Annotated in this window: 21 protein-coding genes and 1 other RNA gene; all 22 read left to right on the forward strand. The window is 54.8% G+C overall.

The window, feature by feature from the left end:
* The 22 genes from ED661_RS18590 (at position 1) to mmsB (ending at position 18,824) form a co-directional block, all read left to right on the forward strand.
* Positions 1-801 (forward strand): hypothetical protein, encoded by an 801-nt coding sequence (locus ED661_RS18590; RefSeq protein WP_162930190.1) that lies wholly within the window; start codon positions 1-3, stop codon positions 799-801.
* Positions 798-1,175, forward strand: coding sequence for a hypothetical protein (locus tag ED661_RS18595; RefSeq protein ID WP_122075956.1), 378 nt, complete (start codon positions 798-800; stop codon positions 1,173-1,175). Before ED661_RS18590 ends, ED661_RS18595 begins: the two co-directional genes overlap by 4 nt.
* 121 nt (positions 1,176-1,296) lie before the next feature.
* Complete coding sequence (locus ED661_RS18600; RefSeq protein ID WP_216822467.1) at positions 1,297-1,584, forward strand: HU family DNA-binding protein; 288 nt, start codon at positions 1,297-1,299, stop codon at positions 1,582-1,584.
* 3 nt (positions 1,585-1,587) lie between these two features.
* Positions 1,588-1,660: hammerhead ribozyme type II (locus ED661_RS18605), an RNA gene on the forward strand.
* Positions 1,661-1,678: 18 nt separating this feature from the next.
* Positions 1,679-1,840 (forward strand): hypothetical protein, encoded by a 162-nt coding sequence (locus ED661_RS18610; protein WP_122075957.1) that lies wholly within the window; start codon positions 1,679-1,681, stop codon positions 1,838-1,840.
* Positions 1,841-1,896: 56 nt separating this feature from the next.
* Entirely contained in the window at positions 1,897-2,574 is a 678-nt protein-coding gene (locus ED661_RS18615; RefSeq protein ID WP_122075959.1) for a DUF3164 family protein, read from the forward strand.
* 12 nt (positions 2,575-2,586) lie between these two features.
* Positions 2,587-2,844 (forward strand): hypothetical protein, encoded by a 258-nt coding sequence (locus tag ED661_RS18620; RefSeq protein ID WP_122075961.1) that lies wholly within the window; start codon positions 2,587-2,589, stop codon positions 2,842-2,844.
* A complete protein-coding gene (locus ED661_RS18625; protein ID WP_122075963.1) occupies positions 2,841-3,293 on the forward strand; it encodes a gp16 family protein in 453 nt (150 codons plus the stop codon). Before ED661_RS18620 ends, ED661_RS18625 begins: the two co-directional genes overlap by 4 nt.
* Entirely contained in the window at positions 3,290-3,685 is a 396-nt protein-coding gene (locus tag ED661_RS18630; protein WP_122075965.1) for a helix-turn-helix domain-containing protein, read from the forward strand. Before ED661_RS18625 ends, ED661_RS18630 begins: the two co-directional genes overlap by 4 nt.
* Before the next feature lie 343 nt (positions 3,686-4,028).
* Entirely contained in the window at positions 4,029-4,442 is a 414-nt protein-coding gene (locus ED661_RS18635; RefSeq protein WP_122075967.1) for a helix-turn-helix domain-containing protein, read from the forward strand.
* 240 nt (positions 4,443-4,682) lie between these two features.
* Entirely contained in the window at positions 4,683-6,185 is a 1,503-nt protein-coding gene (locus tag ED661_RS18640) for a DUF2235 domain-containing protein (protein WP_122075969.1), read from the forward strand.
* Positions 6,186-6,456: 271 nt separating this feature from the next.
* Positions 6,457-10,470, forward strand: a complete 4,014-nt coding sequence (locus ED661_RS18645) for an NACHT domain-containing NTPase (RefSeq protein WP_122075971.1) — start codon at positions 6,457-6,459, stop codon at positions 10,468-10,470.
* 95 nt (positions 10,471-10,565) lie between these two features.
* Entirely contained in the window at positions 10,566-11,687 is a 1,122-nt protein-coding gene (locus ED661_RS18650; protein ID WP_162930191.1) for an ATP-binding protein, read from the forward strand.
* Positions 11,688-12,370: 683 nt separating this feature from the next.
* Complete coding sequence (locus ED661_RS18655; RefSeq protein ID WP_162930192.1) at positions 12,371-12,724, forward strand: hypothetical protein; 354 nt, start codon at positions 12,371-12,373, stop codon at positions 12,722-12,724.
* A gap of 76 nt (positions 12,725-12,800) precedes the next feature.
* Positions 12,801-13,109, forward strand: coding sequence for a hypothetical protein (locus ED661_RS18660; RefSeq protein ID WP_162930193.1), 309 nt, complete (start codon positions 12,801-12,803; stop codon positions 13,107-13,109).
* A gap of 12 nt (positions 13,110-13,121) precedes the next feature.
* Positions 13,122-13,613, forward strand: a complete 492-nt coding sequence (locus ED661_RS18665) for a hypothetical protein (RefSeq protein WP_122075980.1) — start codon at positions 13,122-13,124, stop codon at positions 13,611-13,613.
* A 20-nt stretch (positions 13,614-13,633) separates the two neighbouring features.
* A complete protein-coding gene (locus ED661_RS18670; protein ID WP_162930194.1) occupies positions 13,634-13,843 on the forward strand; it encodes a hypothetical protein in 210 nt (69 codons plus the stop codon).
* A 453-nt stretch (positions 13,844-14,296) separates the two neighbouring features.
* On the forward strand, positions 14,297-14,473 hold the full coding sequence (locus ED661_RS22015) for a hypothetical protein (protein ID WP_162930195.1): 177 nt from the start codon (positions 14,297-14,299) through the stop codon (positions 14,471-14,473).
* 25 nt (positions 14,474-14,498) lie between these two features.
* The gene (locus ED661_RS18675) at positions 14,499-14,846 is read left to right on the forward strand and encodes a hypothetical protein (RefSeq protein WP_122075984.1); all 348 of its coding nucleotides are present in this window, start codon (positions 14,499-14,501) and stop codon (positions 14,844-14,846) included.
* A gap of 812 nt (positions 14,847-15,658) precedes the next feature.
* Positions 15,659-16,804 (forward strand): acyl-CoA dehydrogenase family protein, encoded by a 1,146-nt coding sequence (locus ED661_RS18680; protein ID WP_122075986.1) that lies wholly within the window; start codon positions 15,659-15,661, stop codon positions 16,802-16,804.
* Between the two features lie 103 nt (positions 16,805-16,907).
* Positions 16,908-17,948 carry an enoyl-CoA hydratase/isomerase family protein gene (locus ED661_RS18685; protein ID WP_122075988.1) on the forward strand — a complete coding sequence of 347 codons (1,041 nt, stop codon included), beginning with the start codon at positions 16,908-16,910 and terminating at the stop codon, positions 17,946-17,948.
* 3 nt (positions 17,949-17,951) lie between these two features.
* Positions 17,952-18,824, forward strand: a complete 873-nt coding sequence (mmsB, locus tag ED661_RS18690) for a 3-hydroxyisobutyrate dehydrogenase (RefSeq protein WP_122075990.1) — start codon at positions 17,952-17,954, stop codon at positions 18,822-18,824.
* Positions 18,825-18,933 lie beyond the last annotated feature (109 nt).

Consider the following 18,933-nt stretch of genomic DNA (forward strand, 5'->3'; position numbering starts at 1 on the left):
ATGTCTAACAGGCCTCGCACGCCACGCGATCCCTCCGAGCAGAAGATCCTGGAGTATATCTGCGCCCAAGAGCGCTTCACCTACTCAGATGTAGCTGAGCATTGCGACACAAGTAGCTGGGCAAGGAGGATTTTCCTGAAGGAGCTGCAACGTCAGGGCATAATTAAGCCCTGCGCGCGTGAAGGTAAGGTCCAGTATTTTGCGGTTATCCGAGGAAATGGCCAACCACCTCAGTCGCTCATTGAGCTTCCCCCGATCCAACCCAATGGCGCAGAAGAAAAAGCCATTTGGGCCTATATCCACGATCACGCCTACTTCACCTTTGAGGACATAGCACGGGTCTGCGTTGTCGGAGCCGTCCGCACCCGGTTTATGGGACGGCTGCGCAAGCACGGCATCATTCGCGAATGGAGCCGCAGCCAGGGCAAAATCTTCTACACGGCTAAACAGCCTGAAGACCTCAGGGACCAGGCCAAGGCCGAGCGTACATCGGATGAAGGCGCGATCTGGACCGCCATTCGCCATCAAAAGAAGTTCCGCCCCGTTGATCTCTTTGCAGCTCTCTCCCCTGCCCGCCCTGACATCACCCAGGGTGATATTCTGAACTACTGCCGGATCCTTCGCACTTCGGGGTATCTGCGCGCAAGCGCCCGCACCCGAAGCCGCAAGATGGGCCCTGAGACTTCCCTTATTCTCACCCGAAACACCGGTCCTTTGCCGCCTCAGCAAAGGCGCATGACCGTCGTCATCGACAGCAATGAGGATAAGATCATCTACGCCTCCGGAGGCCGCCTTCAATGAGCAGCGATAGAGAAGTGATTGCGCTGGACGCCTGGGGCGACACCCTGCCCGACTGGATCACCGTGCTGGTACAGGAATGCGACCGGTCATCGCAGAACGCCGTAGCCCAAAAGATCGCCTTCAGCCCGGCCGTGGTCAGTCAGGCCATCCGCAACCGCTACAGCGGAAACATGCGCAGCATTGAAAGCCGGGTGCGGGAGGTCTTCATGAGTGCCCCGGTTCTTTGCCCCGCTCTGAAAACCAAGATCGAGAGTGCTGTCTGCCTGCAATACCGCCGCCGCGCTGAGACCTGGACCCATGGCAGCCCCTTCCGGGTCAAAATGATCCGTGCCTGCCGGGCCTGCCCCAAGTTCAACAAGAGTGATGAAGAATGACCCTGCCCCCCAAAACCAAGTTTGCCATCTGGCTCCGCAGACTAGCCGACCGGCTGGATCCCACCGGAGCCTGACACCCCCGCGCGACCTGCGCACAACCCACCAGAAGGAACACAACACCATGTCAAAGAAGATCACCAAACAGGACCTGATCCGCAGCATTGCAGAAGAGCTGGGCCAGACCCAGGAAGCCGTTGGCGCAACAATCGACGCCCTCATTGGTCAGATCACCAATGCCGCTGTGGCCAGCCAGGAAGTCACGCTGCATGGCTTTGGCACTTTCAAGCGGTCTGAGCGCGCAGCGCGCGCAGGGCGCAACCCCGCAACAGGTGTCTCCATCCAGATCGAAGCGTCTTCTTCGCTTGGCTTCAAGCCCGCCAAGGCCGTGAAAGACAAGCTGAACTCCTGACCCAAGCGAAACCCGTCCGGCCTAGCCGGGCGTGGTCACCAGGGCGTGGCGGCCCTGATCTGATGAGCAGCCAAGCACCGGAAAGGATACAGACATGGCATCATTCATTCTCGGGGTAGTCCTCTTGGTTGTCGGCGCTTTTCTAGCCGCAGTCGAAGCCCGAGCCTGCGCGTATGAGCGCAAAAACATCGGCCCCGTTCTGGCGCTGGTCGGCGTCGGTTTCCTGGTCGGCGCAGGTATCGACACTCTTTTCTAAAGCTTCCTCCCTCCTCTAAAGCTTCCTCCCTCCCCCAAATTTGAAAGAAACCACTCATGACCAACGCCCAGAATCCGACTCCTGAAACGGCATTCATGCCCGCAAAAATCCCAGATGGGATTGTCGAAGTAGACGGCAAGAATTACCGCACCAACGCCAAAGGGTCTCTGGTGCCCGTTGAGCTGGTCAAAGCGCAAGACGCGCTCCAGGACGAAACCGTCCGCAAGATGATTGGACATGGGAAGGCCTTGAGCGAGCAGATTGCCCGGTTCAAAGCCCACACCTTCAACGATATAGGCGCCTTTGAAGCGCTTCTGGCCCAGCAATACGAGGCCAAAATCGGTGGCAAAAAAGGCAACAAAACCCTGTTCAGCTATGACGGTCTGTACAAAGTCCAGGTGCAGATCGCTGAGGCCTTTGACTTTGGTCCGGAATTACAGATCGCCAAAGAGCTGGTTGACGAGTGCCTGAATGAGTGGGCCGCTGACTCTGGACCCGAGCTCCGCGCTATCGTGACCAAAGCCTTCAACACTGACAAGGAAGGCCAGATCAACCGCTCTGAGATCTTCATGCTCCTGAACCTGGACATCTCTGATGAGCGCTGGAAGCGGGCGATGCAGGCAATCCGCGACGCTATGCGCGTGGTCGGTTCCAAAACCTATGTCCGGTTTTATGAGCGCCCCTCCCAGACCGCTGCCTGGGAAGCCATCACCATTGATCTCTCAAAGGCATAGGAGGCGGTCGTCATGGCGATGTCAGAAGATCAGATCCGCGAGGCAATGCGGAAGAGCTTCAGCTCTTACACCACCAAGATGCGGCGGGCCTCCTTGGTGCTGGGCAGCAACCTGTCGGTTCTCAAAGGGGAAGCAGATCTGGCAAAGCTCGAGGGCGATGCCTTTGGCAAGATTGCCCGCGAGGAAATGAGCGCCGCAGACCAACGCATGGCGGCGGATGCGGCGACCTTCCACCCGGCCGTCCCCTTTATCAACGAGGTGTCCGGATGAGCCGCGCCCTGCAACGCAAGATCCACGTTGGCTGCCGTGAGCTTGGCCTGAACAGTGACGCACGGCGGGAGTTGCAACTTGTCGTCACCGGCAAGGCCTCCATGACAGATATGACCGAGGCAGACTTAAACGCTGTTTTAAACCGCCTTAAACAGGATGGCTTCAAAGCCAGCTCCAGCTCCAAGAAACACGCAAAGGCTTCGCGCCCCGATCTGCGCCTGGTCCATGTACTTTGGCGCAAACTCGGCGAAGCTGGCCAGCTCCGGGATGCAAGCCGCAACGGCTTAAACAAGTTCATCCGCGCCCGGTTTGAAAAGACCTGGCAGAACGTGCCCGCAGATGTGGACATGATGCGAGACCACTCCGAGATCGACCAGGTCATTCAGGCTCTCAAAAGCTGGGGCCAGCGCGTCAATATCGACTTTGACTGGTCGGATCATCGCAGATGAGCGGTGAGTTCAAACCATATCTCCCAGGTGTTCTGGCCCTGATCGCTGATAACATCAGTGTTGAGCTCGCCGTCCGCCTTGCCAAGCAGCGTGGCGGGCGTGAAGTCTATATCGCCAAGAACCCTGCCCCCGGCAGCTCAATTTCCAAAATCGTGGGGCAAGCCAATGCACAAAAGCTCTACAAACTGCTGGGCAGCGGCAAGATGCTGGTGCCTGCCGGAAACATCAGCGGCCAAACCGGACGCCGCCAGCGGATTGCCATGCTCCTGGACCAGGGCCTGAGCCATTCGCGCATTGCAGCCGAAGTGGACGTCCACGTCCGCACTGTGGAACGCGTATCCGCCGAGCTGCGCTCCCCAAGGGAACAGCGGCAATCAGATCTGTTCCTCTAGATCCTGTTCGACCAACTGGTGGCAGATAGAAAAAGCTCTCCTCACCTGGATCTCCATTGATCATTTTTGGCTGAATTTTGCCCAATCCGCCCTCCTCACCCCCGCCAGCTGAAAATCGCAGCGTGGGAGTGTTCTGAGGATCGCCGTTAAATACCACTTAAACGGGGTACAGACGCGCTTGTGGAAATTTCCGACCCGGAGTAGCGTTCAGCCGAAAACAGCGCTCAGCGGCCCGCAAATCGAGCCACGCAGATCTCCCAAAATTCTCAACTGATGCGTTTTGAGCGACCTCCCGACACGTGACAGGGAATTATCTGCCGACCGATGTCGGCATCACAGTCACATGACAGATACAAAACCAAACCTCCTCACCTGTGACGAAATGATCGATCTCGGGATGAACGTACCAGAAATGCTGGAAGACCTGGAAGATCACCTAGGTCCGGAGGCCGTCTGGAAACTGACAAGCCTTTTTGGCGGTATTGAGGCCTACATCCCTCACCCGCATAAGAAGGCGCAATCACTTGCAGCCCAGCAACTTGGTGATCCAATCACAGATTGGATCTACAAAACCTATGGCGCAGGCCGGATCAACATCCCGCTGGGGCCACAATCAAGCCGGGCAGTGAAAATGGCAGCGTTCCGGGTGGCCCTGCTCAGCGGCAAATCGCAACGGATCATCGCTCAGTCTCTCGGCTGCAGCATACGCACCGTGGAGCGCGCAAAGCGCGAGCTGGTAGACGCAGGGTTTCTGTAAGGAACTTGGGGTTTGGGGGGCTGCAGTCTAGAAGGTCTCCAAGACCGCTCCATGACCTTTGCCCGATCTCAATCCGCCAGGGGCAGTATTCGAGGGACCAGCCTACCCCTATTGCAAGGTATTATTTGCCCTTGGCAAAGTGCACTCTTCGGTGGAACATGTCTGCATTGATTTACGACCTTTTGATGAGCGATAGCGCTCTTCGTTCGCTCAGATGTATTTGCAGGAGGCTCGACTGCCATGGCCAATTTGATTGTGTGCTGCGATGGAACTTGGAACACCCCCGATCAAGAGGACAACGGTCAACCTGCACCGACCAACGTGTTCAAACTGCATGGCGCACTAGCGCCCTCTGACGCAGGCGGCGCACCTCAGCATGCCTATTACCGGGCAGGCGTCGGCACGTCGGGCAACCTCATGGACAAGGCTTTGGGTGGCGCTCTGGGCGTGGGCCTCGGCCAGGACATCAAAAGCGCCTATAACTGGCTGTGCCAAACCTTTGACCCCGACACATCGCAGATATTTCTGTTTGGCTTTTCGCGCGGGGCTTATACGGTTCGGTCTTTGGCTGGGATGATCGGACGGTGCGGCCTTTTAGTCCATGACGACGACACACCCGAGGTTAAGCGATGGGCCGACATCGACGCGGTGTATGAACTCTATCGCGGCCCAAAGCAGCTCGCTAAGCAAAAGATAAAGCACTACACACGGCATGACGACGTGACGATCCATTTCATGGGTGTCTGGGACACAGTAGGCGCGTTGGGTATTCCCGATGAATTACCAATCGATTTCATCTATCGCCGTAAGGATGCGCGGTTTCACGATACCCAATTGGGTGACAACGTACGCTGCGCGCGGCACGCGGTAGCTATCGACGAACGACGCCTGACCTTCGCGCCTACATTGTGGTCCAATCCACGCCCAGACAGGGTAAAGCAAGTCTGGTTCCCCGGCGTACACGGAGACCTGGGCGGGTCCTATGCCGAAAGAGGTCTTGGAGATATCGCGCTGCAATGGATGATAAATGAGGCACAGGCCGAAGATCTTGCGTTCAAGGATGGTGCCCTGTCACAGATCAAGCCCGACCACCAAGGCGTTCTACATGACTCTGTCCGCGGTGTGTTTGCAAAGATGCGAACGCGGCCCCGCGCAGTGCCGGACATCCGCTCGCCCGCGATCCATCTGACCGCGCGCGCGCGGTCAGATGATCCGCCCCTGATCCAGCCGGAATACTGGCCGACAGAGGTCCTCGTGCAAGGGCAGAGCCGCAGCTTCGATGTATTTGCACGGGACCGATGGAACACCACGGATCTTTACCTTGAAGCGGGCGCGACCTATCGGTTTGAGGCGAAGGGTGAGTGGTTGGATGCGAGCATCCGATGCTCGCCAGACGGGCCGGTCACGTCATTCAGCCTCGGCCAGCTTTTTCAAGCGCCCACCTGGATCAGCCGAAAACTGCAAGAGCGTAGGCGTGAAAAGCGCAGCAACGCAAGCGCGATCGTTCCGGGTGCCCCCCGCGAGAGCAAAGCTCCTTACTTTTGTCTGATTGGTGTGGTGGCGAGTGGGATCGGTGCTGACGACAAAACCAAAGAACTGATGCCCCACGACACCTTTCAAATCGGCAGCTCGAACACCCATACACCTGATGAGAGCGGATATCTGTACTGCTTTGCCAATGACCTCTGGTCCCTTTATGGCAACAATAAAGGCTGCGTCCATCTCACTGTATCACGACAGTAGTAGAGTGGCCCAATGGGTGCGAACGGCCCAAACCAGACACTCGCCCGAACATTATGATGCCGCAGTCGCAGCAAGCATTGCTGCCATTCGCTGTACCTACAGAATGCAGCATCTAACATCGCCGTAAGCTCTACAAGATTTCACAGTAGAGCACCCATTGCTCGGCCTCTGCGTAAGGTGGCCATTCCGCTGGTTGTAGGCCAACGCTGGAGCTTCTATTACTGTGAAACAGCTTCTGGTTCAGTACGGTAAGCGCTTTTGAAAGGCGATCATGACTAACAGCATCCTTGCGCGGCGACTGAGCGGCGTTGACGCCGATGGCAAATTATTTGAGCTGCCTCAAACTGATCTCCTAGGTCGGAAAAAACCCATTCTCGTCTTGGGCGATGCTGGAATGGGAAAGACGACACTGTTAGAAGAAATCGGACAAGAGGCAGGCTACAAATTTGTTCACGCAAGACGCCTAATCAGATCGCATGATCCTTCAAAACTCTTAGGTGACGCGACTACCTTCGTTATAGACGCACTTGATGAACTGGCAGTGCAAGCTGAAGGAGATGCTGTCGACGCCGTCCTCGCTTCGCTTGAAGCGGCAGGGTTCCCAAACTTCATTCTTTCTTGCCGGGTGGCTGATTGGAGAAGCGCGACGAGCGTGCAAGCTGTGGGAGACACCTATGGGGACGATCCACTCGAGCTGTTTCTTAAACCGATCTCTCGGGATGACGCTCGTAGTCTTTTGTCGAAGGACATCGGAGATGAGCGTGCCGATACCGTTCTCAGTCATTTCGAAGAAAATGGGCTTGAAGGACTGTTTGGCAACCCTCAGACGCTGAAGCTGATTAGAGCTGTCGCTAGCAGTGAGGAACTGCCTGTTTCAAAAGCGGCGCTGTTCAGCCTTGCAGTGACAAAGATGTGGGCCGAGCATAGTCAAAAAAAAGCAGACTCGTCACTGTCTAGGCTACATGAAAGCGCAGCATTAGATGGGGCTGGGGCCGCATTCTCTTCTCTAATCTTGACTGGCAAGAGAGCTGTATCCAGGTCATCCGCCCTGGCGATGGACCAAGATGATCTTCCTGTGACGGAAGTTGGCATGCTGGCATCGCGGAACGCTCTCGATGCAGTCTTAGGCAGTCGGCTGCTCACAAGTAACGTTGAGGGCGACCCAGATAGGTTTAGCTACACGCACAGGAGCGTTGGCGAGTTCATCGCAGCTCGTTGGCTCGCGCAAAAAGCAGATACTGACAGAAAACGACGACGCCTGCTAAAGCTGTTTCATGGGCATGGGCTTGTTCCCGCGAGTCTTAGAGGTGTTCATGCATGGCTTGCCCAAGATGCTCACCTGGCTCCGCAAGTTATTGCGGCTGATCCAATGGGCGTGGTGGAGTATGGCGACACTGACAACTTTTCGGATCAGCAGGCGCGCGCTTTGTTGGAAGCACTGTTCGAACTAGGCGATCGGGACCCCCGGTACTATAACTTCGACAAAACCCATTCATTGAGGGGGATTGCAAAGACATCTCTTTGCAATGAAATCAGAAATTTAATTGTATCTCGGTCGACGCCGTTCTTTCTGAGAGCAATGCTCTTGCATTCAGTTTTTGGATCACCGGTTGCGACTTTGCTGTCAAAAACCCTCGAAGACATGGTGCTTGATCCAACTGTCACGTTCCATGAACGACGAATTGCTGGTGATGTACTGTCCGACTTGTCAAAAGATCATACTGACTGGGCTCAATTGCTAGCAGAACTTCACGATTTAGCGGATGAAAGTTCGCTACGGCTCGCGGTGGAATTACTTCCTGGCCTCGGCTTCGCAGGTCCAACTAACACCCAAATCGTCGAGTTGATTGTTGCGTTCAGCGGGCTTAGCCTCTGTCATTTCCCTCAAACAAAACGACATAGAATTAGTGGGTTCCTATGGGGCCTAGAGAAAAAGCTTCCTGACGATCGAATTGAACCCGTTCTCAACATCCTAGCGGAGTATTTGATTGCTCTACTTGGTGATGCTTACGATCGCCTTGAAGACTCAGCTGCTATCAACGTTGTTTACGCCCTCACCGAAAGACGCTTGGCGCTTGGCGGTGTTGATCCGCTAAAGCTGTGGAAATGGCTATCATCCATTGGAGACTGTCGTGGCTTTCGCGACGACTCTCAAAAGGCAATTTCAAACTGGCTAAGGAACAACAACGATGCGAGGCGAAGAATTCAGCGTTTTGCGTTGCTGGAAGAAACGGGTTCCAAAACAGTATGGATGCGCGGCTGGAGGCTTAGCGACCATCTTAACGGCCTATCTCCAGATGAGGGCGATATCGTCGCGCTTCTGGATTGTCTCGATCCGGTGACCGAAGCTCAAGGAGACCGTTGGAAGGACCTTGTCCGCCTATGCCCCCACAATGAAGAACGTGGGGAAAGAGTGCGCAAAGCCGCTGATCCATTCGCGATAGAAAAAGATGGTAAGGCATTCCTTGAGCAACTGGCAAAGCCAGAAGTCCCAGAATGGCAGATAAAGCAAGAACAGCGTGACCGAAAACGAAAAGAGGAAAAGCAGAAGTCGTGGGCAGAGCACAGAGCCAACTTTCTCAAACATATCGATGATCTTCGCGGTGGGCGATATGGTGAGGTCGTTAACCCAGCAAAGGCATATTTGAACCTATACTCCGACATGGGCAACGACGTGCCTGCCCATGAACGGATCGAACAGTGGTTAGGGCCGGAGCTTCAGGACGCGGCGTTTAAGGGTTTTGAAGCCTATCTATCGAACGAAGGATCGACACCTACGGCTAGAGAAATTGCTGAGTCCTACGCTGAAAGCAAACGTTGGGATGCTGCATACATATTCGTTGCGGCAGCCGCCGAGAGAGTCCGCAACAATAAGCCTCTTGATGATCTTTCTGACGAGAGGCTACTCGCTGTTCTTCTCGAAATTCGACTAACCCCTATCTTGAATCATGCAAAAATCGACCGAGTGTCCGAAGTGGTGGAGCAAGAAGTCAAGAACAGGCCAGGGCTTTGGGAGGCGTTCTGGCGCTTGCGGGTTGAGCCACAGCTTGAATCCCAAAAAGAGCACGTTGACGGGCTCTATGAAATCGCTCGTGCAACGAATGGCGAAGGCATGGCGATTGATCTCGCATGTGAATGGCTGGAACGCTTTCCAAAGATGACGCATCGCGCAGAAACCGAGCTTATCGACTGTCTTATCGCAGCTAACAAATTCGGATTTCTGAAGAAATATGTGGATGAGCGTAGAGCGAGCAATATTAATGATGACGAGCGGCGTTCTGATTGGGACGCGGTTGCATTTCTTGTTGACTATGATGTTGTTCAAGAAAACCTCTTCGACACGAGGCATGAGGATCCAGACTTCCTATGGCACCTGCGGTCACGTCTCTGTCGACGCCATGATGAAGGTCCACCTGTACCGCTCTCCGCAGGGCAACTTTCTTGGATCATAAATGGATTCCGGAAGATGTGGCGGAACGTGCCTCATCCCAGTGGCGGAACAACCGGAGATGCCAACCCTTGGGACGCGGCAGAGTATCTAGGGGTGCTAATCAACCGCCTTGGAGGGTTAACTTCGGTTGAAGCAGTGGGAGAGTTGCGCGCATTGCGGGACGCGCCCACTGATAGTTACACTGATTATCTCAAGAGAACCTTCGCGGAACAGGCTCAAAAGGTTGTCGAAGAGAAATACGTGTCGCCCAAACTTGCTGACCTCGAGTCCGTGCTGATCGATGCAGCTCCAAAATCAATGGATCAACTTCAAGCAGTTGTGCTTGAGGAAATAGTCGAAGCTCAACGCAAAATTCGGTCTCACCCAGTTGATTGGTATAAAGACTTCTTCGTAGAAGGCGTACCTAAAAATGAAGAAGACTGCCGGGACACTCTGTTGAAGATTCTTGGTGACTATCCGCATGGAATTCTTTGTGAGCCAGAAGGCCATCTTGCCGATGACAAGCGCGCCGATATACGTTGCACAATTGACCAGCTGATGTTGCCCATTGAAGTCAAGGGACAATGGCACAAGGACCTTTGGCACGCGGCGGACACCCAACTAGACAGGCTGTACAGCAACGATTGGCGTGCTCAACGCAAAGGCATCTACGTTGTATTTTGGTTTGGACCATTTGTCCCACAAAATAAGAAGCTTAAATGGCCGAAAAGTGGCGCAAAACCTCCTAATTCTGCAGAAGAGCTTCGAGCCACTCTCATCGAAAACAGCGACGTGGCCAAGGAAGGCAATGTCGAAATTTTCGTTGTAGACTTAGTTAGGCCATTAGCGTCGTGATTGCTCGTGCCACGCAGGACATGCTCCTATCTAGATTACTTCATAGCAGGGTTGTGATAATCCGAGCTTTGCCTAGGGCTGGACGTACTTCTCTATTGAAAGCGCTGGCCAAAGAGATGGACGATGGTTCAGTAATAATTGCTGGCGAGGACTTTGCTGGCTCAGTTCCTCAAGAAATCCAAGCTGCATTTGGCGAGAGAGCAGTTTTTGTCGACGCAATACAAACAATTCAAGTAGCAAGCGTTGACATGATTATCCGTTCATGCATCGAACACAAGCAGGCCTCACCAAGATTCATTCTTGTTTGCCGAAATGCAAAAGCCGAACAAGAGCTAAGTGGCGCTCTCATCGGGATAGCCACGGACCTTGAGCTTCCGCCGATCCAAGTTTTGGAGCATTTGAACGATGAACGATCGCTGCAGACTACTCAGGGCCCGTCGAGCGCCGCAGCTCCCCAAGCGCAATCGTCCAACACGCCTGAATGGAACAAAGAAGCCCTTTGGCTGCGCGGTGGTCTTCCCGAAAGTCTCAATGCAGATAGTGATCGCCAGAGCTATTCCTGGAGATCAGATTACCTTGCTTCTATGCTAAATCAAGACTTGGATTGTTGGGGAATCGACGCAAGTGATCGCCTTCCCGCGGTTTTTCAATATGTTGCCAACAACAACGGTGAGCAATTTGACGATGCGAATTGTGCAAAAATCCTTTCAGTCAAGAGGGAGAGTATCAGAAAATCTCTAAACCTTCTTGAAAGGATGGGTCTCCTACGACGCCTGCTGAATTGGCCCGCCGGAAGTAATCAAAGTCTCAACTCCATGCCGGTCTTCTACGTCAGAGATTGTGGCTTACTGCACGCAGCTCTCGGTATCGGGTCTGTGGAACACCTTCGCTCGCACGACGCTCTAGGTCACAGTTGGGAGAGCTTCGTAATTGAAGCTATCGTCAATGCATCAAATGGTAATGCGACGCCCGCGTTCTATCGGGACAAAGAGAAAAACGAGATCGACCTAGTCCTGCGTTTTCCTAGCGACGCGATCTACGCAATCGAGATAAAGGTGAGTTCTGATGCGAAGGCGAAGAAAGGTTTTGCGATTGGATGCAATACAATTGGAGCAACACAAAGGTTGGTAGTCCACTCTGGCGAAACGGATTTCACTTCAAAAGAGGGTGTGCCTCGGCTCAATCTCATTTCCGCGCTTAAGCGATTACCACATTGACGAACAACACCGGGCAGCACTAAATCCAAAGTCTGCTTTTTAGTGCAAATCCATCGATGATGCTCCCGCAGCGAAGGTCCGGGTTCCGCCCTATCTGCATGTACTGGATGCCCGGCTGCTTACCTGGGATGAGTCCGCCTTGAGCTGAGAGCCGACCTTCCGGCACTTCTAGAGTTGATCACTGACCAGGCGGCCCGCCTTGGCTCGGCGTTAACGGCAGCTATGCGCAGAAAACGGACTTTGCAATTTCCTGCTAAGCGCACCAGATTATCGCGCCTGATATTGTCTGACGCCGCAACGCAGCTTTCGCGTTGCAGACGTTCATTCATCTTGCTGTCAGCCGGAAAGTACTTCCATAAGGGTTAGGTGATCTCGCCCTGTTCGGTAGCGGTCAATCAACGGGCCTAAGCAGGCGAGCAACTACCGGTCTTCGCGCTCGTTGAAGTCATCTGTTTGATCTCCGGCCTTTGTTGGAATCTGCGGCAAATGGCCCGATTAGAGAAGTAGAGTGTTGGGTTCCAGCCTGGGATGGTGCACTTACTGATTGAATTGTGTCCGCTAAAGAGTCCATTTAATTGTCCATCAACAACGCCGTTCCATCGGTGCTTTTGTAGATAAAGCGGCATTAGAGTTCGCTAAAGGAGGATCGATAGATGTGTGACAAATACGAAGAGCAATCCACAATGCTCGGAAAGATCATTGCAATCTTTGAGCCTCTCGGAATTGAGCCGACAAGCTTGGACGGCAAAGCTCTCTTTGGACAGGCCGAACTCGGCCTCTTTATTTACTGTATGAACTGGTTGATCCACGAAGAGGTGATCCGAGTTGATGCCTGCCGAGGTGAGGGCCGGTGGATCGGGTGTCAGCTCACATCCAAAGGGATATTCTTGCTCGGTCGCGAAGTTGAGATCGGCGGGAAGTGGCTCCCGATGAGAGAGGCGGTGAAGGAAGCTGAGGCTGGTACCTGGGATCGCTCAAAAGCTGGTGAGTTAATGGGGGGGTTCTTCGCAGGGGCCTTCAAGGCACTTGCCTCATGAAGGGGAGATTGGGAGAACAAGGCCACCATTCAGAGTGAAACTTTAGTAAACACGTTGCCCAAGTTAGGAGTTTGAGGTGAGCTTGAGGGATGTTCCATATGAAGAGCAGCTTGAGGCAGAGCGCAGGCTAAAAACGCTTGGGCTTAGTCGGCCGGAAGTCAGCACGTTTGTTCTTTATGGTGTGGGGGTTCCAGGTCTTGCGGCGGCCGTGTTTGAGGGGTTGGCTGGAGAAGGAATGCTGCAAGAGAACATTATCGTCATCCTGCTTCTTTGTGTGGTTGGCGCGCTCATCGGTCGGTCAGTGGGACGAGAAAAAGTCGCCTCATACGAGCAAGCGCTGGAGAAGACAGTGAAAGATCTACGCCGTGACAGTCGGTCCATCTAAGGAGTATTTGAAGTGGGTGAATTACTTGACCGCGGGTTTCAACGGGAAATCTTGCACGTAGTTGCGAATGACTATCCGAGTGCGTCGGACATCCTGGCGACATTCGGGCCTCAGTCAAACAACTCTCTGAAGGTCAATCTCGCTTACCTGCGAGAACATGGGTTGGTAGAATTCAACGTACACTCCAACAAGGATGATCAGTTTCCGATGCCGCTCCAGGCAGTGATAACCGCCAAGGGTTTGGACTTCTTGTCGGACGACGGAGGGCTATCGGCGATCCTTGGGGTTGTGACCGTACAGTTTAGCGAGGAACAGTTTCGCAAACTCCTTCTTGAGAAAATCTCCGCCGCAGATGGAGCGGCTGAAGACAAATCGGCCATTATTCAAGCCATCGAGGAGATGCCGACGAATGCGCTCAATGAAGTCTTTTCTAGGGCTGTCGATTGGGGCATCGAGCAAGCGCCTGAGGCTTTGGGTGCGCTACAGAGCGCCTTGGGGCTTTGATCCAGAAAAGGAGTGGTGATGTGTTGGTGCAGAAGGAAGTATTGAAATTCTTGATCGAAAAAGGGCCTGGGCGCACTGAACAAGAACTTGCTGAGGCAATATTTGGAAAGAAGGCCTATCAGCAGCAAGTGAACCAGGATTGCCGGATGCTTGCCGATCGAGGCGAAGTCGATAGGCGCCGTGACGGCGGGCAGGCAGATCCATTTCGGTATCACCCGGTAAACAGATAGAATCCGATTAAGGAGTTTAAGAATTTGTATTTGAAGAATATTGCGGCGCGAAGGTCCGCCCTTTTGATGGGGGTGGTTGTGTCCTCCGTCATTGCGGCATGTGCTCCTCCAGCGGCCTCTGGTTGGGTTGCAACATCGCAAAACGATCCAGTGTCTGGCGAAAGCAGGTGTGTGGTGACAAAGCCTGATGCCCTTGGAGGCCGCGGTTACACTCGTGCATTCTATTTGTATCCCGTTGTGGAGAAGCACCCAAAACACGGTCTCCTAGTGGGTGCAAGTACAGGAGGCAGTTACCCGGTGCCTTCGGGGGATATTCTGTGGCGAGTCGATGGGAATAATCCCGTATTACTTAAGGCAGCCGAGACACCCGCATCCGGGCCAAGTTATTATGGAGTGAACGTCAACGCTATTCTTTCCGGATCAACAATGGCGTCTGGCGCAAAGGCTCAGAGAATGCTGGATCAGATGAAGCAAGGCAGCACTTTGCTATTCCGCCAAGAATTGCCGAGTGGCAATATCGGGATTCCGCGGGTCACTGCAAATATGGTGGGTGAGGTGAGTAATGGGAAATCGCAACCGATTGCTCTGGATCAATCATTTCACACGGCCTTAGCCGCCTGCGGCATCTGACTAGTCCAACTAAGGAGAGAAGTGCTTGACGTTGCGTGACATTTTTCAACGCGCAGAGACGCTCGTTTACCGAGTTGGGCAAGATTTTAGTTCCGCAGCATCTACGTCCATATTGGACTGGCCACTATACCTTGTCGTGCTGTCGGGGCTGGGTCTCATGCTGTTTCTGATTTTGGCAGTTGCCGTGGTCCAGCGCTACCATGACAGCCTTGTGAGGGCTGGGTTGCTATTAGGAATTTGGTTCATTCTTGCCACCGTTTTTGTCTTGATAGCAGTGGGTTTCGGTGTCTCGCCTGGTTTGTGGGTTGCATTGGTTCCAACGGTGATTGTTGTTGTATTGCAGTTGCTCGCCGTGAAAGGGCGGTTCAACTAAGGAGCCCTCGAGGGATTATCCTTTCAGGTCTCGGTGGGCACCATGGTTGCGTATGAAGGCAACCGCGTTGCATGCCGGTCTGTGAACGGCAGCTTTGGCCAAAATGCCTGGCGAACCGAGCGCTCGCAGAAACTTGTTTACTCATGCCTGAGGGCTACAGGCTTTAGTCCGCTTCGGGCTGCGAGCAGCCGTTAGCGCCATTTGGGACTGAAGTGTCGGTACTCGTCGCGAGCCAGACCAAAGAAGTATAGCGATGCCCATTTTGAAAGCTGACCGGGAGCGGGCCGCCCGCGTTCTGTGTAAGTTGGAAGTCCTGGATCTAAACAATGGAGGGGCGGCCATGTAGCGCTCTTTCCTGCCGGAGGTTGGCGCAGTCCTGAGGGCGATGCTACGGCCCCAAAGCTCGGAAGAATTGAAGGGCGTGCCCCAAGAGCTCGGCTCCGAGCATTTTAAAGCCTCTTCAAACGACCTTTAAAGAACTCAACAGACGGACATTTTAAACGGTTCGGGATGCGCTATCACCGAGTTTGAAATGGGAAGTGTACCGTACTGCAATACGAAGTGTCCCAAACTCACACCGAAGCTGGCACAAAAAGTGGATGGCCACGGGTACAGTTCTGGCATAGAAAACACGGAGCTCGTCAAGAAAAATTTGCTGCAATGGGAAGTGTCCCGCACTGCAAAACGAAGTGTCCCGCTACACCAAGTCATTCCTGCAGGATTGATTTGCAGCCACGCAGGTTGCTCTGACGCCTTCTGATGGTTAGTAAATTAACAACCGTTCAATTCAGGCACGCCAGGGAGGACAGGACGTGGATTTTGCTTTGTCCGAGGAACAAACTGCGATTTTTGATATGGCTCAGGCCTTTGGCCAGGAACACATCGCGCCTTTTGCGCGCCAGTGGGAAGCTGATGGCACCATCCCCAAAGAGCTTTGGCCCCTGGTGGGCGAACTGGGCTTTGGCGGACTATATGTCAGTGAAGAAACCGGCGGCGCGGCGCTGTCGCGTCTGGATGCCACTTTGGTGTTTGAAGCCCTGTCGATGTCCTGCCCCTCAGTGGCGGCCTTTTTGTCTATCCACAACATGTGCGCCAAGATGCTGGACAGCTTTGCCAGCGATGAGATGAAGGCGCGTGTCATGCCGGGCGTTGTCTCACTTAATACCGTGCTGAGCTACTGCCTGACCGAGCCTGGCTCTGGCTCAGACGCGGCCGCGCTGAAAACCCGCGCTGAAAAAACCAACGAAGACTATACCTTGAATGGCAACAAGGCCTTCATCTCGGGTGGTGGCTACTCAGACGCCTATGTCTGCATGGTGCGCACCGGCGAGGATGGCCCCAAGGGTATCTCTACCATCTATGTCGAAGACGGCACCGATGGTCTGACCTTTGGCGGGCTGGAAGACAAAATGGGTTGGAAGAGCCAACCAACGGCACAGGTGCAGTTTGATGACTGCAAGATCCCGGCCGATAATCTGGTTGGTGAAGAGGGCCAGGGCTTCAAATATGCCATGGTGGGTCTGGACGGTGGACGTCTGAACATCTCTTCCTGCTCGCTGGGGGCCGCACAGGCCGCTCTGAACCTGACGCTGCAATACATGTCCGAGCGCAAGGCCTTTGGCAAATCCATCGATCAGTTCCAGGGGCTGCAGTTCCGGCTTGCGGATATGGAGATCGAGCTGCAAGCGGCGCGCGTTTTCCTGCGTCAGGCCGCCTGGAAGCTGGATCAGGGCGCGCCCGATGCCAGCAAGCATTGCGCCATGGCAAAGAAATTTGTCACCGAAGCGGGCTCAAAAATTGTCGACCAGTGCCTGCAACTGCATGGTGGCTACGGCTATCTGGCGGATTACGGCATTGAAAAACTGGTGCGTGACCTGCGGGTTCACCAAATTCTTGAAGGCACAAACGAGATCATGCGCGTGATTGTCGCGCGCCATTTGCTAGCCGAACACAGCTAAGCGGGGTACAACCCTGCCAAAGCTGGCGACTGGTTTTGCCCCATGACCGCTTGGTCGTGCAGCAGTGAAACTGAATGCCTGTTTGGCCAACTGCGAGGAAGTTATGAGCGATATCAATATCCGTGTGACCGGACAGGCCGGTCGCATCACCCTCACCCGCGGCAAAGCCCTGAATGCGCTGTCCTACGAGATGTGCATGGCCATTGATACCGCCATGCGCCAATGGGCCAGTGATGACGCCGTCAAGCTGGTGGTCATTGATGCCGAGGGTGACAAGGCCTTTTGCGCCGGCGGCGACATCGCCGAACTCTATGACACCGGCACCAAGGGCGACTTCGCCTATGGGCGCAAGTTCTGGAGCGACGAGTACCGCCTGAACGCCTTCATCTTTGAATATCCCAAACCCGTTGTCAGCTTCCTGCAGGGCTTTACCATGGGCGGCGGCGTGGGCATTGGCTGCCATGGCACCCACCGCGTGGTTGGCGACAGCAGCCAGATCTCCATGCCCGAAGTTGGCATCGGCCTGATCCCCGACGTGGGCGGCTCTTTGATGCTGACTTTGGCGCCGGGACGTCTGGGGGAGTATCTCGGGCTGACCGCAACGCGTATGAAGGCCGCCGATGCCATCTACGCGGGCTTTGCCGATTTCTACATCCCTGAGAGCTTTTGGCCCGTGCTGATCGCCGGATTGGAGAAAGATGGCGATGCCGCGCTGGTCGAGGTGGCGTCGCAAAATCCCCCTGCCGGCACGTTGGAAGCCCAACAGCCAGAGATCGACCGCTATTTTGCCGGGGAAACCCTGACGGATATTCAGACCGTCCTACGGGCTGAGCCGAGCGAGTTTGCCGACAAGGCCCTCAAGGTTCTGGGCCGCAATGCGCCGCTCTCCATGGCCTGCACGGTTGAACTGCTGCATCGGCTGCGGGACAGCTCCCTGAGCATCCGCAAGGCACTGGACCATGAATATCGTTTCACCTATCGCGCCATGGAAAAGGGTGACTTTCTAGAGGGCATCCGCGCCCAGATCATCGACAAGGACCGCCAGCCCAAATGGCAATATGCACAGCAGGATGTCCCCGCTACCGCCGTCAGTCAGATGCTGATGCCGCTGGGCGCGGATGCCTTGGTTTTTGAGGAGGAGTAACACATGAAAATCGGATTTATCGGTCTTGGCAATATGGGTGGCCCGATGGCTGCCAATCTCGCCAAAGAGGGCCACGAGGTTCTTGGTTTTGACATGGCAGATGTCAGCATCGAGGGGGTCACGATGGCTGGCTCCGCCGCTGCGGCGGCGACCGGGGCCGATGTGGTCATCACCATGCTGCCCAATGGCCAGATCCTGCGCGCCGTCGCCAATGATGTGCTGCCTGCCATGCAGTCTGGGGCTACCCTGGTGGATTGCTCCACCGTAGACGTGGACTCGGCCCGTGCTGTTGCAGAACAGGCCGCAGCATCAGATCTGTTGTTTGTCGACGCGCCGGTATCCGGTGGCATTGGCGGCGCCGCAGGCGGCACCCTGACCTTTATGGCTGGTGGCAGCTCTGAGGCCTTTGCCAAGGCAGAGCCGCTGTTTGACATCATGGGCCAGAAGGCCGTGCATTGTGGCGAGGCCGGCGCAGGCCAGGCCGCCAAGATCTGCAACAACATGATCCTGGGCGTCACCATGATCGCCACTTGCGAGGCCTTTGCGCTGGCTGATAAGCTGGGTCTGGATCGCCAGAAAATGTTCGACGTGGTCTCGACCTCCTCGGGCTATTCCTGGACCATGAACGCCTATTGCCCCGCCCCGGGTGTCGGCCCACAGTCGCCAGCCGACAATGATTACACCCCGGGCTTCGCCGCCGAACTGATGCTGAAGGACCTGCGTCTCAGCCAGCAGGCGGCTGTCAGCGCCGATGCGGACACCCCAATGGGTGAGCTGGCGCAGGCGCTCTATACACAGTTTGTCGAAAATGAAGACGGCACCGGCATGGATTTCTCTGCCATGTTGCCACGCTTTGAAAAACGCACTCGCGGCTAAGCCACAGCCGAAAATACAGCAGTTTCAAAGCTGCACAGGCCCGGCCCGGAGCCGTCTCATTTTGACTGAGGCTGCTCTGGGCCGGGCTTTTCTTTTGCCACTCTGCGGC

The organism is Pseudophaeobacter sp. EL27 (genome assembly GCF_900313025.1).
In the GTDB taxonomy this organism is placed as follows: Bacteria; Pseudomonadota; Alphaproteobacteria; order Rhodobacterales; family Rhodobacteraceae; genus Pseudophaeobacter.